Annotated in this window: 17 protein-coding genes and 1 tRNA gene; 13 read left to right on the top strand and 5 right to left on the bottom strand. The window is 33.7% G+C overall.

All coding sequences use genetic code 11. The features are described from left to right. Positions 1–11 precede the first annotated feature (11 nt). The gene (locus tag Q0856_RS02510) at positions 12–359 is read left to right on the top strand and encodes a hypothetical protein (RefSeq protein WP_298502252.1); all 348 of its coding nucleotides are present in this window, start codon (positions 12–14) and stop codon (positions 357–359) included. Here Q0856_RS02510 and Q0856_RS02505 read toward each other — a convergent pair whose 3' ends face one another. Beyond that, positions 360–893 (bottom strand): alpha-ketoglutarate decarboxylase, encoded by a 534-nt coding sequence (locus tag Q0856_RS02505; protein ID WP_298473786.1) that lies wholly within the window; start codon positions 891–893, stop codon positions 360–362. A 101-nt stretch (positions 894–994) separates the two neighbouring features. Between Q0856_RS02505 and Q0856_RS02500 the strand changes: the two genes are divergently transcribed. Together Q0856_RS02500 and odhB are read left to right on the top strand one after the other, a co-directional pair. Further along, the gene (locus tag Q0856_RS02500; RefSeq protein WP_298473782.1) at positions 995–3793 is read left to right on the top strand and encodes a 2-oxoglutarate dehydrogenase E1 component; all 2799 of its coding nucleotides are present in this window, start codon (positions 995–997) and stop codon (positions 3791–3793) included. 23 nt (positions 3794–3816) lie between these two features. Continuing rightward, entirely contained in the window at positions 3817–5031 is a 1215-nt protein-coding gene (gene odhB, locus Q0856_RS02495; protein ID WP_298502249.1) for a 2-oxoglutarate dehydrogenase complex dihydrolipoyllysine-residue succinyltransferase, read from the top strand. A 46-nt stretch (positions 5032–5077) separates the two neighbouring features. Here odhB and Q0856_RS02490 read toward each other — a convergent pair whose 3' ends face one another. Further along, a complete protein-coding gene (locus Q0856_RS02490; protein ID WP_298502247.1) occupies positions 5078–5524 on the bottom strand; it encodes a retropepsin-like aspartic protease in 447 nt (148 codons plus the stop codon). Positions 5525–5561: 37 nt separating this feature from the next. Between Q0856_RS02490 and Q0856_RS02485 the strand changes: the two genes are divergently transcribed. From Q0856_RS02485 to Q0856_RS02440, 10 genes are all read left to right on the top strand, one after another. Further along, positions 5562–6329 carry a TatD family hydrolase gene (locus Q0856_RS02485; RefSeq protein ID WP_298502244.1) on the top strand — a complete coding sequence of 256 codons (768 nt, stop codon included), beginning with the start codon at positions 5562–5564 and terminating at the stop codon, positions 6327–6329. Between the two features lie 37 nt (positions 6330–6366). Then, positions 6367–7398: an asparaginase gene (locus Q0856_RS02480; RefSeq protein WP_298473771.1), complete on the top strand. Its 1032-nt coding sequence runs from the start codon at positions 6367–6369 to the stop codon at positions 7396–7398. A 67-nt stretch (positions 7399–7465) separates the two neighbouring features. Beyond that, positions 7466–7553: transfer RNA gene (locus Q0856_RS02475), tRNA-Ser, on the top strand. Between the two features lie 75 nt (positions 7554–7628). Further along, a complete protein-coding gene (locus tag Q0856_RS02470; protein WP_298473769.1) occupies positions 7629–8375 on the top strand; it encodes a MotA/TolQ/ExbB proton channel family protein in 747 nt (248 codons plus the stop codon). A 23-nt stretch (positions 8376–8398) separates the two neighbouring features. Continuing rightward, a complete protein-coding gene (locus tag Q0856_RS02465) occupies positions 8399–8830 on the top strand; it encodes a hypothetical protein (RefSeq protein WP_298473766.1) in 432 nt (143 codons plus the stop codon). 12 nt (positions 8831–8842) lie between these two features. Further along, positions 8843–9469: a biopolymer transporter ExbD gene (locus Q0856_RS02460; RefSeq protein ID WP_298473763.1), complete on the top strand. Its 627-nt coding sequence runs from the start codon at positions 8843–8845 to the stop codon at positions 9467–9469. A gap of 19 nt (positions 9470–9488) precedes the next feature. Next, a complete protein-coding gene (locus tag Q0856_RS02455; protein ID WP_298473761.1) occupies positions 9489–9965 on the top strand; it encodes a biopolymer transporter ExbD in 477 nt (158 codons plus the stop codon). A gap of 78 nt (positions 9966–10043) precedes the next feature. Beyond that, positions 10044–10730: a porin family protein gene (locus Q0856_RS02450; RefSeq protein WP_298502241.1), complete on the top strand. Its 687-nt coding sequence runs from the start codon at positions 10044–10046 to the stop codon at positions 10728–10730. 135 nt (positions 10731–10865) lie between these two features. After that, entirely contained in the window at positions 10866–11477 is a 612-nt protein-coding gene (locus tag Q0856_RS02445) for a biopolymer transporter ExbD (RefSeq protein WP_298502238.1), read from the top strand. Positions 11478–11489: 12 nt separating this feature from the next. Then, on the top strand, positions 11490–11966 hold the full coding sequence (locus Q0856_RS02440) for a biopolymer transporter ExbD (protein ID WP_298502236.1): 477 nt from the start codon (positions 11490–11492) through the stop codon (positions 11964–11966). A gap of 3 nt (positions 11967–11969) precedes the next feature. Here the strand turns inward: Q0856_RS02440 and Q0856_RS02435 are convergent, their stop codons facing one another. The 3 genes from Q0856_RS02435 to asnS are packed head-to-tail and all read right to left on the bottom strand — an operon-like array spanning position 11970 to position 15503. Then, complete coding sequence (locus Q0856_RS02435; RefSeq protein WP_298502231.1) at positions 11970–12575, bottom strand: hypothetical protein; 606 nt, start codon at positions 12573–12575, stop codon at positions 11970–11972. Continuing rightward, positions 12575–14029 (bottom strand): RNA polymerase factor sigma-54, encoded by a 1455-nt coding sequence (rpoN, locus tag Q0856_RS02430; RefSeq protein ID WP_298502229.1) that lies wholly within the window; start codon positions 14027–14029, stop codon positions 12575–12577. The genes Q0856_RS02435 and rpoN overlap by 1 nt, the downstream gene beginning before the upstream one ends. Before the next feature lie 40 nt (positions 14030–14069). Continuing rightward, positions 14070–15503, bottom strand: a complete 1434-nt coding sequence (gene asnS / locus Q0856_RS02425) for an asparagine--tRNA ligase (protein ID WP_298473751.1) — start codon at positions 15501–15503, stop codon at positions 14070–14072. Between the last annotated feature and the right edge of the window lie 42 nt (positions 15504–15545).

Below are 15545 nucleotides of genomic sequence, written 5' to 3'. Positions count from 1 at the left end.
CTATTGGGAGTATGAAATTTAAGAATATAAAAGAGCTTGTTGGGGAGGCAATTTCAGAAAAATTGTATATTAATTTAGTAGAACAAATAAAGAAAGATTTTATCCTAGCAAATATAGATTTAGAAATTTCATTAAAAGTGGAGCCTATAAACTTGATAGCGTTATTACATGAAAAAATCTATGTTTTAATCTTAGAAAAATTTGATAAGTATCTTAATCTGTTATATGTTGTAGATGTGCCTGAAAAAGCTTTTAAAGAAATAAAAGTAACGGATGCTGTAGATATTGCAGAGCAGGTTTGTTTTTTAATTATAAAGAGGGAGTTGCAAAAAGTCAGGTTAAAAGAAAAGTACAGGTAATTAAAAATATACTCTTACAAAAGGCATCCAAGCATCTGCATAAATACTTTTGTTTTTGTCATGAAGCACATCGTATCTAATGCCAAAAGTAATATTGTTGCTTCTGTAACCCGCACCCAAGAATAAAGCTGGTGACCAATAATTATTTTTTATAGTCCCAGAAACTAAATCTAAAGTTTCGTTAATTCGTAATTGCTCTAATTCGCCAGATAGTTGTAAAAAAGATGTAGGATTGTAAAGTGTAAGAATACTTCCTCCGTATGCAAATAATTTATTGAAATCGTATTTGGCGTAATTTATATTCAAGCTAATTCCAGTGGAAATATAGCGATTTACATTATAAAGAGCGCTAGGAGATAAAGTCCCGTTAAAACCACCATTGGAAAACCCAAGGCCAATACCACCACCAAATTGAACGTTTTTCCAGAAAGAATTTTGACTAGTGAGGTTTTGAGAGTTGCATAAATTGATGCTTAATGCAAAAAAGATAAGGCAAAAAAAGCTTTTTAATAAGGTTTTGTCGGTTTTAGTCATAATTGTTTATTTATTTCTAGAATTACTAGTTAAGATACCATTAGAAATCGTAAAAGTTGTATTTTTGGTAAAATTTATTCTAAAGTTACAGAAAAAAATAAATGGATAAATATTCCTTTTTAAATGCTGTGCATACATCTTTTTTTGCAGAGCAATATGACAAGTATTTAGTTAGCCCAGATAGTATTGAGCCTAGTTGGAGAGCTTTTTTTCAAGGTTTCGATTTTGGAATGGAAAGTGCTATTGATGAATTAGAGATTTCATCAGAAAACGGTACCATTTTAGGAGCTGATGGTAAAGAAGTGGAAATCCCTACTACTTTGCAAAAAGAATTCCAGGTTATTAGGTTAATCAATGGTTATAGAGGTAGGGGGCATTTGTTTACAGAAACAAATCCTGTTCGGGAAAGACGTAAATACACTCCAACTTTAGATATCGAAAATTTTGGTCTTTCGGAAAACGATTTCGGCACAGTTTTTAATGCAGGAGAGGTTATTGGTATTGGTCCAAGTACACTTAGAGATATAATAAAACACCTTAAAAGTATTTATTGCGATGCTATTGGGGTCGAGTATATGTATATAAGGAACCCTGAGCGTGTAGAGTGGATTCAAAATTGGCTGAATGTTAACGATAATAGAGCAGCACTCAGTAATGAGGATAAAAAACATATTTTAAAGAAACTGAATCAAGCTGTTTCTTTTGAAAGTTTTTTGCATACTAAATATGTGGGTCAGAAAAGATTTTCTTTAGAAGGTAATGAATCGTTAATCCCTGGTTTAGATGCAATAGTAGAAAGAGCTGCCGAAATGGGAGTAAAACAATTTGTAATGGGAATGGCTCACCGTGGAAGACTTAATGTTTTAACCAATATTTTTGGTAAAGCAGCTAAAGATATTTTTAGTGAGTTTGATGGTAAAGATTATGAAGAGGAAATTTTTGATGGTGATGTTAAATATCATTTAGGGTGGACATCGGACCGTATGTCAGATAATGGCAATAAAATTAAAATGAGTATTGCGCCAAATCCATCACATTTAGAAACGGTTGGAGCTGTAGTTGAGGGAATTGCAAGAGCAAAACAAGATACCCAATATAAAGAAGATTTTTCTAAAGTCCTTCCTATAGTTGTTCATGGAGATGCAGCTATTGCTGGGCAAGGATTGGTTTATGAAGTAGTGCAAATGGCTACTTTAGATGGTTATAAAACAGGAGGAACAATTCATATAGTAGTAAATAACCAAATTGGTTTTACTACAAATTATTTGGACGCTAGATCATCTACTTATTGTACAGATGTAGGTAAGGTTACTTTGAGCCCTGTAATGCATGTTAATGCAGATGATGCCGAAGCGGTTGTACATGCATTTTTGTTTGCATTAGAATATAGAATGCGTTTTAGTAGAGATGTTTTTATCGATTTATTAGGATACCGTAAATACGGTCATAATGAAGGAGATGAACCTCGATTTACGCAGCCTAAACTGTATAAGACAATAGCTAAGCATAAAAATCCTAGAGATATATATGCAGCTAAACTTATGGAGCAGGGTGTTATTGATTCTGGTTATGTTAAAGGGCTAGAAAAACAATATAAAGAATCTCTAGAAGAAGAATTGCAAGATTCAAGAAAGGAAGATAAAACAATCATCACTCCTTTTATGGCGGATGAGTGGAGCGGATTTGAAAATGTTCGGGAGTGGGAAATGCTTAAAAAAGTAGATACTGCTTTTAATAAAGAAAGTCTTTCGGAAATTGCTAAAGTTATTACAGAGCTCCCTTCGGATAAAAAATTCCTAAGAAAAGTCGAAAAGCTAATAAAGGACAGACATAAAATGTTCTTCGAAACCAATAAGTTAGATTGGGCGATGGGTGAGCTTTTAGCTTATGGCTCTCTGTTAAAAGAAGGTTTTAATGTAAGGATGTCTGGACAAGACGTAGAAAGAGGGACTTTTTCTCACCGTCACGCCGTGATAAAAGTAGAAGAGAGCGAGGAAGAAGTTCTACTTCTTAACTCAATAGGTAAAGAACAAGGAGAATTTCAAATATACAATTCATTATTATCTGAATACGGTGTTGTCGGTTTTGATTATGGTTATGCGATGGCTAGCCCCAACACTTTAACCATTTGGGAGGCTCAATTTGGAGACTTTAGTAATGGAGCGCAAATTATGTTGGATCAATATATTTCTGCTGCCGAAGATAAATGGAAACTGCAAAACGGATTGGTAATGTTATTGCCTCATGGTTATGAAGGGCAAGGAGCAGAGCACTCTTCCGCGAGAATGGAACGTTATTTACAATTGTGTGCGAGAGATAATATGTATATAGCAGATGTGAGTACACCTGCACAAATATTTCATATATTAAGGAGGCAAATGAAAGCTAAGTTTAGAAAGCCGTTAGTTGTTTTTACTCCTAAGAGCTTGTTAAGACATCCTAAAGCAGTATCTCCAATTGAAGATTTTGTATCAGGTGGTTTCCAAGAAGTAATTGATGATGCTAGTGTAGAGGTAAAAAAAGTGAAATCTGTAGTTTTCTGTATGGGTAAATTTTATTACGATTTACTGGCGGTTAAAGAATCAAAAAATAGAGAAGATGTTGCTTTAGTGCGTGTGGAGCAGTTGTTTCCATTGCCAGAAAATCAGATGAAGGCAATAATGGATAAATATAAAAATGCTGATGATTTTGTTTGGGCGCAAGAGGAGCCTAGGAATATGGGAGCATGGAGTCATATGATGATGCATTTTAGCGAAGCCCAAAAACTTCGTGTAGCTTCAAGAAGATTTTATGCGGCACCAGCAGCTGGTAGTGCTGTTCGCTCTAAAATGAGGCATCAACAAGTAATAGATTATGTTTTTGATAAAACCAAAAATAATTTAACAAGACCAAAAAAATAATAATACATCAAATTAGATAAATAATGATTCTAGAAATGAAAGTTCCTTCTCCGGGGGAGTCTATAACAGAAGTTGAGATAGCGGAATGGTTAGTGGAAGATGGTGATTATGTAGAAAAAGACCAAGCCATTGCTGAGGTAGATTCAGATAAGGCTACTTTAGAATTGCCAGCGGAACAGAGTGGGGTTATTACTCTAAAAGCGGAAGTTGGTGATGCGGTTGAAGTAGGGGCAGTAGTTTGCTTAATAGATACAAGTGCAGCAAAACCAGAAGGTGGAGATTCTGTGGAAGAAAGTAAAGTTGAAGCTCCTAAGGAAGAAGTTAAAAAAGAAGTAGTTGCGACTCCTACAAAAGAAAGTTATGCAACGGGTAGTGCTTCACCAGCAGCAAAAAAGATATTAAGCGAAAAAGGTATTAATGCAGGTTCTGTAAAAGGAACAGGTAAAGATGGTAGAGTTACTAAAGAAGATGCAGTTAATGCTGTACCGTCTATGGGAACACCAACAGGAGGTAATCGTGGAGAAAGCCGATCTAAACTGTCTATGTTGCGAAGAAAGGTAGCAGAGCGTTTGGTTTCTGTTAAGAATGAAACGGCGATGTTAACCACTTTTAATGAAGTGGATATGGCACCTATTTTTGAATTAAGGAAGCAATACAAGGAAGAATTTAAAGGGAAACATGGTGTGGGTCTTGGTTTTATGTCTTTCTTTACATTGGCAGTGGTTAGAGCGCTAGAAATGTATCCATCTGTTAATTCTATGATAGATGGTAAAGAAATGCTTTCTTTTGATTTTTGTGATATAAGTATTGCTGTTTCTGGTCCAAAAGGGCTTATGGTTCCGGTAATAAGGAATGCGGAAAACCTTACTTTTAGAGGGGTTGAGTCAGAAGTAAAACGTTTGGCAATAAGAGCTAGAGAAGGGGAGATTACTGTGGATGAAATGACAGGTGGTACTTTTACAATTACCAATGGAGGTGTTTTTGGTTCTATGTTATCTACGCCAATTATTAATCCACCGCAAAGTGCAATTTTGGGAATGCATAATATTGTAGAAAGACCAGTAGTTAAAAATGGAGAGGTTGCTATCGCTCCTATAATGTATGTTGCTCTTTCTTATGATCATAGAATTATTGACGGCAAAGAATCTGTAGGATTCTTAGTGGCAGTAAAAGAAGCTTTGGAAAATCCTGAAGAAATTTTAATGGCTTCGAATGTTAAAAAAGCTTTGGAACTGTAAAATTTCTGAATAATATATAAAGCAAAAAGCCTAAAGAAAATTTTCTTTAGGCTTTTTGCTTTAGGTAAACACATTTCTTCTTATAGTCAATTATTGCTTTAGCTTTTTTTAGAACATCAGCGCCAATAATACCATCTACAGGAAGTGCATTGTGCGAGGTTAAAGCCTCATTTACATGTTGTAAATCAAATAAAACGAGTTTTAGTTTATGCATTTGCCAGTCTAATATTTCTATTTTGTTTTTGGTAGATATTAAAGTTTCCATATTTGTTGCTCCCGCTCCTGCTGCTTTAATTTTAGATGCTTTTGAGGTAAGATTAAAGAATTCCATTTTGTCGAACCCTACGCAAGTATTAGAGGCTCCTGTGTCCAAAATAAAGCGACCTGTGATGTTGTTTAATTTTGCTGTTATTTCAAAATGATTAGTTGCGGTTAATGTTAGAGGGACTTTAGTGTATTTTTTCTTTTCTAAGAAATTTTTCAACGATGACATGTATTCTTTTTATCAAAGATAAGGCTATTTTTGCGCTATGATTGTTACAGATACACATACACATTTATATAGTGAAGCTTTTGATGAAGATCGTAAAGAGGTAATACAAAAAGCTATAGATAAAGGAGTGGAAAGATTTTTTATTCCGGCGATAGATTCTACTTATACGGAGTCTATGTTGCAATTGGAAAAAACATTTCCTGAAAATGTTTTTTTAATGACAGGCTTGCATCCTACACATGTGAAAGAGAATTTTAAGGAAGAATTACGACATGTGAAAGAGCAGTTAGTGGCCAGGAAATATGTTGCAGTAGGAGAGATTGGTATTGATTTGTATTGGGATACATCTTTTTTAGTAGAGCAGCAAATAGCCTTTAAGGAGCAGATTCAATTAGCGAAAAAATACAAATTACCTATTGTTATCCATTGTAGAGATGCTTTTAATGAGGTGTTCGAGGTTTTAGAGTCTGAAAAAGGGGAGGATTTATTTGGTGTTTTTCATTGCTTTACTGGTACATTAGAGCAAGCAAAAAAAGCAATTTCCTATAATATGAGACTTGGTATAGGAGGGGTTGTTACTTTTAAGAATGGTAAAATAGATACTTTTTTAAATCAAATTAATTTGAGTCATATTGTTTTAGAGACAGATGCCCCATATTTGGCCCCAGTGCCGTATCGGGGAAAAAGAAATGAAAGTCTTTATATTCTTAATGTTTTAGAAAAGGTATCTTTAATATATGGAGTTGCCCAGGAAGAGGTTGCAAAGCAAACTACCTTAAACTCTAAAGAGGTATTTGGAGTTTAGGAGTTGTGAGGAGGTCTAATTTTAAATGCGAAGCTAATTGAAAGAGAAAGGAAATAGAATATTGTTAATTTATACCGGAGGTACTATTGGTATGGTAAAGGATTATGAGACAGGGTCTTTAAAAGCTTTTAATTTTGATGAACTCTTAAACAATATCCCAGAACTAAATCAGTTAGATTGCGATATAGAAACTTATTCTTTTGATAAGCCTATTGATTCTTCTAATATGAATTTAGAGCATTGGGTTCATATAGCAAGTGTAATAGAGGATAATTATACTACTCATGATGGGTTTGTTGTTTTACATGGAAGTGATACCATGAGTTATACGGCTTCAGCTTTGAGCTTCCTTTTAGAGAATTTAAGAAAACCAGTAATATTTACGGGCTCGCAACTGCCAATTGGAGACTTGCGTACAGATGCTAAAGAAAATTTAATAACCTCCATACAAATAGCAGCGTTAAAAGAGAAAGGGAAATCTGTAGTGCAAGAGGTTGGTTTGTATTTTGAATATAAGTTATATAGGGGGAATAGAACAACTAAAATCAATGCAGAGCACTTTGAAGCTTTTTCTTCTTTAAATCATCCGCCATTAGTAGAATCGGGGGTGCATTTAAAAGTTTTTAAAGAAAATTTATTTCGTCCAAAAGCAATGAAAAAGTTTTTTGTTCATAAAAGGTTGGATAATAATGTTGCTGTTTTGAAACTCTTTCCGGGATTATGCCCTAAAGTTTTGCAATCGGTACTTCAAATTTCAGGATTAAAGGCATTAATTTTGGAAACATATGGTGCGGGAAATGCATTTACGGAGGATTGGTTCTTGGATGAATTAAAAAAAGCAATAAAAAATAATTTATTTATAATTAACGTTACCCAGTGCTCCGGTGGAAGTGTTATAATGGGTCAATATGAAACTAGTAAAGCTATGTTGGATATGCAAGTTATTAACGGTAAGGATATTACAACGGAGGCAGCAATAACTAAGTTAATGTATATGCTGGGAAATGGTGTGACTACGAAATCGTTTAAGACAATTTTTGAAACATCTCTTCGAGGAGAGATGTGTTAAAAATAACACAGAATATTTCTTTAACTAATATTTTTTTTGTTATTTGGCAGACCTTTAAGGCTAAAATAGAGAGGTGGCCGAGTGGTCGAAGGCGCACGCCTGGAAAGTGTGTATACCCCAAAAGGGTATCGAGGGTTCGAATCCCTTCCTCTCTGCAGAAATTTTTTAATTATAATGTATTTTTATTTATCTTTAACCCTTATTAACTAACTAAATTTAAGTTTGAAAAAATGAAAAAATTATTCTCTACCCTAGCAATGACTGGGTTATTTGTTCTAAGTGCAAATACAGTAAGTGCAAAAACATCAGCAGCAGTAGTAATATTACAAGGAGATGCTGAAGCAGCAAAAAGTTTTACACAAGTATTAAAAGAAATGTTTATTACAGGGGGCGCAGGCTTCATGGGAATAGTACTTTTATGTTTAATATTAGGATTGGCTGTTGCAATAGAAAGAATTATATATTTAAACTTAGCAAGTACAAACTCTTCTAAATTAAAGCAACAAGTAGAAGATGCTTTAGCTTCAGGAGGTGTTGAAGCTGCAAAAGAGGTTTGTAGAAATACAAAAGGACCTGTTGCTTCTATATACTACCAAGGTTTGGATAGAGCTGGTGAAAGTGTAGAATCTGCTGAAAAAGCTGTTGTAGCTTACGGTGGTGTACAAATGGGTCAATTAGAGAAAAACGTTTCTTGGTTATCCTTATTTATCGCTATTGCACCAATGCTTGGTTTCATGGGTACGGTAATTGGTATGATTCAAGCCTTCCAAAAGATTGCAGCTGTAGGTAACTTAAGTGCATCTCTTATTGCAGGTGATATACAAGTAGCATTATTAACAACTGTATTTGGTCTTATTACGGCTATTATTCTACAAATCTTTTATAACTACATTATCGCTAAGATTGATAGTATCGTTAATGATATGGAAGATTCTTCAATCTCGTTGATTGATATGTTGGTAGATCATAAAAAATAAGTCGGACTTAATACATTAATGTCATGCATAAAATTTTAAAAATAGTATTAATCGTAATAGGCCTTATAGGAGCTGTATTATGGTTTATGCTTCCAGATAGTGAAATGCCAGTTGCTGAGGCTGCTGAAAATGGCGCAATGGGCGCTATGTTCTTAATTACTTATTTATTACTAGGTGCAGCAGTTGTGTTTAGCTTAATTTTTACAATTAAGAATCTTTTAGCAAACCCTCAGGGGATTAAAAAAGCTTTGTTTGTAATCGGAGGTTTTTTATTAGTTGTAATTGTTTCTTACGTTTTAGCTAGCGGTACTGATGTAGATGATAAAGCTATGGCTATGAGCGACGAGAGTACTGTAAAGAAAATAGGAATGGGATTGAATATATTTTATATCCTAACTATTATTGCAGTAGGTTCTTTAGTAGTACCAGCAGTTAAAAAAATGTTTAGTAAATAAAATAAAACGACTATGGCAAGAAGAGCGGGAGCACCAGAAGTAAGCGCCGGTTCTATGGCAGACATAGCATTCTTATTGTTAATCTTTTTCTTAGTTACAACAACTATTGAAACAGATGCAGGTTTGGATCGTATGTTACCGCCAATGGAGCCGCCAACAGAACAGGATGTTATTGTTAAGCAGAAAAATATTTTTCAGGTTAGCATTAACAAGAGTGGTCAATTATTAGCCGATGGAGAGCTAATTCAATTAAATCAGTTAAGAGAAAAAGCTACTGCATTTTTAGATAATGGTGGTGCACCTTCAGGAACTGAGGATTATTGTAAATACTGTAAAGGGAAAAGAGATGCTAGTTCATCAGATAGTCCTTCTAAAGCAATTATCTCTGTAAAAAGTGATAGAGAAACTAAATATAGTACTTACATAACAGTACAAAATGAATTAGTTGGAGCTTATAATGATCTTAGAGATAGAGAGTCGCAAAGACTTTATAAAAAAGATTTTACAGCTATGGAGGCCGAGTACTTAAATCCAGAAACGGATAAAGATGTTAAAGAAGAATTAAAGGAAAAAGTAAAGAGAATACAAGCTTTATTTCCTCAAAAGCTTTCTGAAGCAGAAACATCCACGTCTAATTAATTAAGCAAAAAATAACAGTATGTCAAAGTTCGCAAAAAAGAAAGATGGAGAAGTGCCAGCGGTATCGACTGCTTCACTTCCAGATATTGTATTTATGCTTTTATTCTTTTTCATGACGGTAACAGTTATGAAAGATAGTTCTGTTAAAGTTTCTAATGAACTTCCGCAGGCTAATGAGATTAAAAAATTAGAGAAAAAGGATAGAGTTATTACCATATATGTTGGAGCACCTACAAAGGAGTACACCAAAACATATGGTACGGAACCTAAGATTCAATTAAATGATAAATTCGCTAATCCTTCAGAGGTTGGTGACTATATTTTAATGGAGCGTGCAAAAAAATCACAAGAGCTGCAGAATGTTTTAACTACTTCTTTAAAAGTAGATAAAAACGCAAATATGGGTTTAATAGCGGATATTAAATTGGAATTAAGAAAAGTGAATGCCCTTAAGGTGAATTATACCACCTATGAAGGTGATGCATTTAAAAATTAGTTTAGTTAATATACTTTCAAACTTAATAGCGCTTCAAATTTTATTTGAAGCGCTTTTTTATTTGTGTAAATTTACTTTATGAAATTTTTTAATTTACTGCTACTTATTTTGTTTTTTATTTCTACTCAAGGGCAAAACAAAGTAGATTCTTTACGTTTAGACTCCTCTTTTTTAGAAGACCAAGTTTACCTTGGGGTGACCTACAATTTTTTAGTAAATCAACCCAATGATGATGTAGGTCAAAGAAACTTGTCTTATGGTTTACAAGCTGGGTTTATAAAAGATATTCCTTTGTCTAAAGATAGAAATGTGGCATTAGGTTTGGGTTTGGGTTATGCTATAAATACCTATTACTCTAATTTAAGAGCTACTGAGATAGGTTCTGATATTGAGTATTCTATTGTAAGCAGTAAGGATTATAAGAGAAATAAACTAGAATCTCATTTAATTGAAATGCCATTAGAATTTAGATGGCGAAATGCAACACCTAGCAATTATAAATTTTGGAGAATCTACGCTGGTTTCAAATTGGGTTATGTTGTAAGCTCAAGATCAAAAATTGTTAGTGATCTTGGGGATGATTCTTTTTATAATAAGGATACTGAAAAATTGGTTTATGGATTAACGTTTAGTCTCGGTTATAATACGTTTAATTTCCATGCTTACTATGGTTTAAATAGTTTGTTTAAAGACAATGTGTTAATTAATGGTGATCCTATATTAATGCGACCGTTGCGAATAGGTCTAATTTTTTATATACTTTAAGTTTTATTTTCTTATTAATGGCATAAATGTTGATATTAATATTTTATTAACAGTAATTGCCCCACAATTTAGATTAATGAACTTACGCACTTAGTTAGCTAGGCAAAACCTATTGTTTAATTAAATGTTTGTATTATGGCTTTAAGAGACGAAATGCCTCAAGTAAGTGCCGGTTCTATGGCGGATATTGCTTTTTTGTTACTTATCTTTTTTTTAGTTACTACTAGTATTGAAACAGATTCTGGTATGAATCGTTTGTTACCTCCAATAGATACTATTTCTACTATGGATGTAAAGAAGAAAAATATTTTGGCTATAACTGTCAATGATAAAGGAGAATTACTAATTGATGATGATATAGTTGCTTTAAGTGATTTAAAACTTTTGGCTATAGAATTTTTGGATAATGGCGGGGCGATAAGTTCTGATGATTTTTATTGTAGCTATTGTAAAGGTAAACGAGACGCTAAATCTTCAGATAGTCCTTTAAAAGCAATAATATCATTAATTACAAGTAGAGATGCAGTGTATGAGGGTTATATATCCATTCAGAATGAATTGTTATTGGCTTATGGGGAGCTTCGTTCAAGGGAAGCTAATAGATTATATAATGTTGATTATAGTTCCTTAGAGGCTATGTATAACGCTCCTGATGTTACTTCTGCTGAAAAGGAAAAAGCAAAGAAAAAGATTAAAGCTATTCAGAACATGTTTCCATTGAATTTGTCAGAAGCTAATAGAAATTAAATCCTTTATATTATGTCTAAATTTAAAAAAAATAATGTCGCTAAATCCCAAGAGATTTCCACAGCTTCTTTGCCAGATATTGTATTTATGCTTTTATTCTTTTTCATGACTGTTACTGTTATGAAAGAGGAAGCTTTAAAAGTGGAAAATATATTACCAAGTGCCACGGAGATAAAGAAAATGGAACATAAAGATAGAATAGTTTATATATATGTTGGAAAGCCTACTCAGAATTATGTTCATATAGTAGGAGAGGAGCCAAAAATTCAATTGAATGATAAGCTTGCAAATGTTTCCGATGTTGGTCCTTTTGTTTTGGCTGAAATAGCTAAAAAACCAAGCCATTTAAGAGGGTTTGTAACAGTGGCTTTAAAGGTGGATAAAAAAGCCAATATGGGCCTAATTTCGGATATTAAGCAAGAACTTAGAAAGGTGAATGCTTTAAAGATAAACTATATTACTTATGAAGGGGAGGAAATAGTTAATTAAAGCTTAAAGCCAGAATTTGATAGTCAGTAGTTGAGAGGTAACACCAACAATGAAGCCAACGAAAATTTCTGCTTTGCTATGGGCTTTTAAATAAAGTCTGGAAGACGCTACTAGACCAGTTGCCACTGTAAAAAAGCATAGAGCAAGAGTTATATTTATTTCAAAATGTATACTTAAGCTTATGAGGTACATAATAAGACTGCCCATACTTATTAGATGCATACTGCTTTTGAAATTAAAAAAAAGAAGCAATAAGGAACTAAAATATGCGCAAACAAGACCGATAAAGAAATAGTATAGTTCACTTGTGTAATTGTACGGTATTACTTTGTAAATAACCATTAAAAGCAACGCAATATTAATATATAATGGATATTTTCTTTCTTGTAAAGTAGGCATAAAAACGGTATGAACTACTCCAATATTTCTAAGAATCAGATAGGAAACAATGGGAATGATAATGGTTAGTATAAATATGGGCAAAATGTTTCCACTCTGTAGGGTGATGGGGCTGTATTTTGGAGTTAATACAAAATAAGATAATGTTCCAATAATTGGGGTGAATAATGGGTGAAAGATATAGGAAATTATCTCTTGAAAGTTTTTCATTAAATCTGTTTACGTAGTCTGGCAACAGGAATACTTAGTTGTTCTCTGTATTTTGCTACTGTTCTTCTGGCAATGGGATATCCTTTATCTTTTAAAATTGCTGCTAATTTATCATCTGTAAGTGGTTTTTTCTTAGTTTCCTCAGCGATAACAGTTTCTAATATTTTTTTAATTTCTTTAGTAGAAACGTCTTCTCCTTGCTCGTTTTTCATGGATTCAGAGAAGTATTCTTTTATTAGTTTGGTTCCGTAGGGTGTATCTACATACTTGCTATTTGCAACGCGCGAAACTGTAGAAACATCCATATGAATTTCATCTGCAATATCTTTTAATATCATTGGTCTAAGATTGCGCTCATCACCAGATAAAAAGTATTCTTTTTGATATTGCATTATGGCATTCATAGTAATAAACAAAGTTTGTTGCCTTTGTCTAATGGCATCAATGAACCATTTGGCGGCATCTAGTTTTTGCTTTATAAATTGAACGGTATCTTTCTGGGATTTAGATTTTTCTTTAGAATCTTTGTAACCCTGTAACATATTGCTGTACTCTCTACTAACATGAAGTTCAGGTGCGTTTCTGCCATTTAATGTGAGTTCCAATTCTCCATCTGCAATTTTAATAGAAAAATCAGGAACCACATGTTCCACGATTCTATTGTTACCGGCATAAGAACCGCCTGGTTTTGGATTTAAACGTTCTATTTCGGATATAGCTTCTTTTAGCTGATCTTCTGTTATGTTGTGCTTGTTTATTAGCTTTTTGTAATGTTTTTTAGTGAATTGTTCAAACGATTTATCTAGTATGGTAATAGCAAGTTCTATACTCGTAGTAGTTTCTTTTCTTTTTAACTGAATAATTAAACATTCTTCCAAGGATCTTGCAGCAACACCAGGAGGGTCTAGTGCTTGAACTATATGAAGAACTTTTAATATGGTTTCTTCATTGGTGTATATGTTTTGAGTGAAAGCAAGGTCATCTAAAATATCTGTAATGGGCCGTCTTATGTATCCGCTCTCGTCAACACTACCAACTAAAAATTCGGCAATCCCCCATTCTTCATCAGATAGGTAAACTGTATTTAATTGCGTTAATAAGAACTGATTAAAAGTAGTCCCAGAGGCGTATGGTACGCTTTTTTCATCTTCGTCCGCACTGTAATTACTAGTTTTAGTTCTGTAATCAGGAATTTCGTCATCACTTAGATAATCATCAATATTTATATCCTCTGCAGTTATAGTTTCGCTATCACTTTCTTCATATACATCGGCATAATCATCTCCTAAGGCTTCTTTTTCTTCTTTACCACCTTCTAACGCAGGGTTTTCTTCTAGCTCCTGTTTAAGACGCTGTTCAAAGGCCTGTGTAGGCAATTGAATCAACTTCATTAATTGAATTTGTTGAGGCGATAATTTTTGAGATAATTTAAATTGTAAATGTTGTTTAAGCATAGGGTTACTTTCTACTAATTATAAAGTTAAGTAAATCCCGTTAAAACTCCGCATTTTGAGGTGTTCTTGGGAAAGGAATTACATCTCTTATATTACCCATGCCAGTAGCGAAGAGAACTAGACGTTCAAAACCTAATCCAAAACCACTGTGCACGGCGCTACCAAACTTTCTTAAATCTAAATACCACCAAAGCTCTTTTTCATCAATACCCAGGGCAGCAATTTTTTCTAATAGCACATCTAAGCGCTCTTCTCTTTGGGAGCCACCAACAATTTCTCCGATACCTGGAAAAAGAATATCCATAGCTCTAACAGTTTTTCCGTCTTCATTTAAACGCATGTAAAATGCTTTAATATCGGCAGGATAATCAAATAGAATAACCGGACATTTAAAGTGTTTTTCTACTAAGTAGCGCTCATGTTCACTTTGTAAATCTGCTCCCCAAGCATCTATTGGGTATTTAAATTTCTTCTTTTTATTTGGTTTGCTATTTCTTAATATGTCAATGGCTTCTGTATAGCTAACTCTTTTAAAATTGTTTTCAGCAACAAATTTCAGTTTCTCTATAAGTGGCATTTCACTGCGTTCTGCTTGCGGTTTAGATTTTTCTTCGTCTAAAAGCCTTTTTTCTAAAAACTCAAGATCTTCTGAACAGTTCGTTAAAACGTAATTAATAACATCTTTAATGAAATCTTCTGCTAAATCCATATTAGCGTCTAAATCGTTAAATGCTACTTCTGGTTCTATCATCCAGAACTCGGCTAAATGTCTCGAAGTGTTAGAATTTTCAGCTCTAAAAGTAGGCCCAAAGGTATATACCTTTCCTAATGCCATTGCATATGCCTCTGCTTCTAATTGACCAGATACTGTTAAATTGGTCTCTTTTCCGAAAAAGTCTTCTTTATGATTAACATCTCCTTCTTCTGTTAGCGGAGGATTTTTTTGGTCTAAAGTAGTTACTCTAAACATTTCACCAGCCCCTTCGGCATCGGAACCAGTAATTATAGGAGCATGGAAATAGTTGAAATCGTTTTGTCTAAAATATTGATGTATTGCAAAAGATAAGGCAGAGCGCACCCGCATTACCGCAGCGAAAGTGTTAGTTCTTATACGTAAATGTGCTTTTTCTCTTAAAAACTCTAAAGAATGCTTTTTAGGCTGAATTGGGTAAGTCTCAGGGTCAGCTGTACCATGAACGTAGATGTCTTTGGTTTGTATTTCTACACTTTGACCACGGCCTTGACTTTCTACCAAGGTACCCGTAATTTTTAAAGCTGCACCAGTAGCAATTTGTTTTAAGAGATTCTCGTCTAGCTCTTCAAAATCTACAACACATTGTAAGTTGTTTAAGGTAGAGCCGTCATTAAGGGCTATAAAACGTTTGCTTCTAAAGGTTTTTACCCATCCATTTACAGTAACTTCCTGTAATAGATGTTTTCCAGATAATAGTTCTTTTACACTAGTGGACTTCATATTAAAAATGCATCAAATATTAAAAAATCAAAGATAGCCTTT

The sequence above is a fragment of the uncultured Maribacter sp. genome (genome assembly GCF_947496775.1).
Classification (GTDB): domain Bacteria; phylum Bacteroidota; class Bacteroidia; order Flavobacteriales; family Flavobacteriaceae; genus Maribacter_B.
The sequence above is the reverse complement of the archived record's forward strand: the minus strand, read 5'-3'. Positions and strand labels throughout refer to the sequence as shown.

What these genes read in the sequence shown, in the direction of transcription:
- rpoN (WP_298502229.1), bottom strand. Translation starts at nt 14,029, where the DNA reads ATGCTTAAACAACATTTACAATTTAAATTATCTCAAAAATTATCGCCT.
- asnS (WP_298473751.1), bottom strand. Translation starts at nt 15,503, where the DNA reads ATGAAGTCCACTAGTGTAAAAGAACTATTATCTGGAAAACATCTATTA.
- Q0856_RS02460 (WP_298473763.1), top strand. Translation starts at nt 8,843, where the DNA reads ATGGCAAGAAGAGCGGGAGCACCAGAAGTAAGCGCCGGTTCTATGGCA.
- Q0856_RS02455 (WP_298473761.1), top strand. Translation starts at nt 9,489, where the DNA reads ATGTCAAAGTTCGCAAAAAAGAAAGATGGAGAAGTGCCAGCGGTATCG.
- Q0856_RS02510 (WP_298502252.1), top strand. Translation starts at nt 12, where the DNA reads ATGAAATTTAAGAATATAAAAGAGCTTGTTGGGGAGGCAATTTCAGAA.
- Q0856_RS02470 (WP_298473769.1), top strand. Translation starts at nt 7,629, where the DNA reads ATGAAAAAATTATTCTCTACCCTAGCAATGACTGGGTTATTTGTTCTA.
- Q0856_RS02435 (WP_298502231.1), bottom strand. Translation starts at nt 12,575, where the DNA reads ATGAAAAACTTTCAAGAGATAATTTCCTATATCTTTCACCCATTATTC.
- Q0856_RS02485 (WP_298502244.1), top strand. Translation starts at nt 5,562, where the DNA reads ATGATTGTTACAGATACACATACACATTTATATAGTGAAGCTTTTGAT.
- Q0856_RS02500 (WP_298473782.1), top strand. Translation starts at nt 995, where the DNA reads ATGGATAAATATTCCTTTTTAAATGCTGTGCATACATCTTTTTTTGCA.
- Q0856_RS02465 (WP_298473766.1), top strand. Translation starts at nt 8,399, where the DNA reads ATGCATAAAATTTTAAAAATAGTATTAATCGTAATAGGCCTTATAGGA.
- Q0856_RS02490 (WP_298502247.1), bottom strand. Translation starts at nt 5,524, where the DNA reads ATGTCATCGTTGAAAAATTTCTTAGAAAAGAAAAAATACACTAAAGTC.
- Q0856_RS02450 (WP_298502241.1), top strand. Translation starts at nt 10,044, where the DNA reads ATGAAATTTTTTAATTTACTGCTACTTATTTTGTTTTTTATTTCTACT.
- Q0856_RS02445 (WP_298502238.1), top strand. Translation starts at nt 10,866, where the DNA reads ATGGCTTTAAGAGACGAAATGCCTCAAGTAAGTGCCGGTTCTATGGCG.
- odhB (WP_298502249.1), top strand. Translation starts at nt 3,817, where the DNA reads ATGATTCTAGAAATGAAAGTTCCTTCTCCGGGGGAGTCTATAACAGAA.
- Q0856_RS02440 (WP_298502236.1), top strand. Translation starts at nt 11,490, where the DNA reads ATGTCTAAATTTAAAAAAAATAATGTCGCTAAATCCCAAGAGATTTCC.
- Q0856_RS02505 (WP_298473786.1), bottom strand. Translation starts at nt 893, where the DNA reads ATGACTAAAACCGACAAAACCTTATTAAAAAGCTTTTTTTGCCTTATC.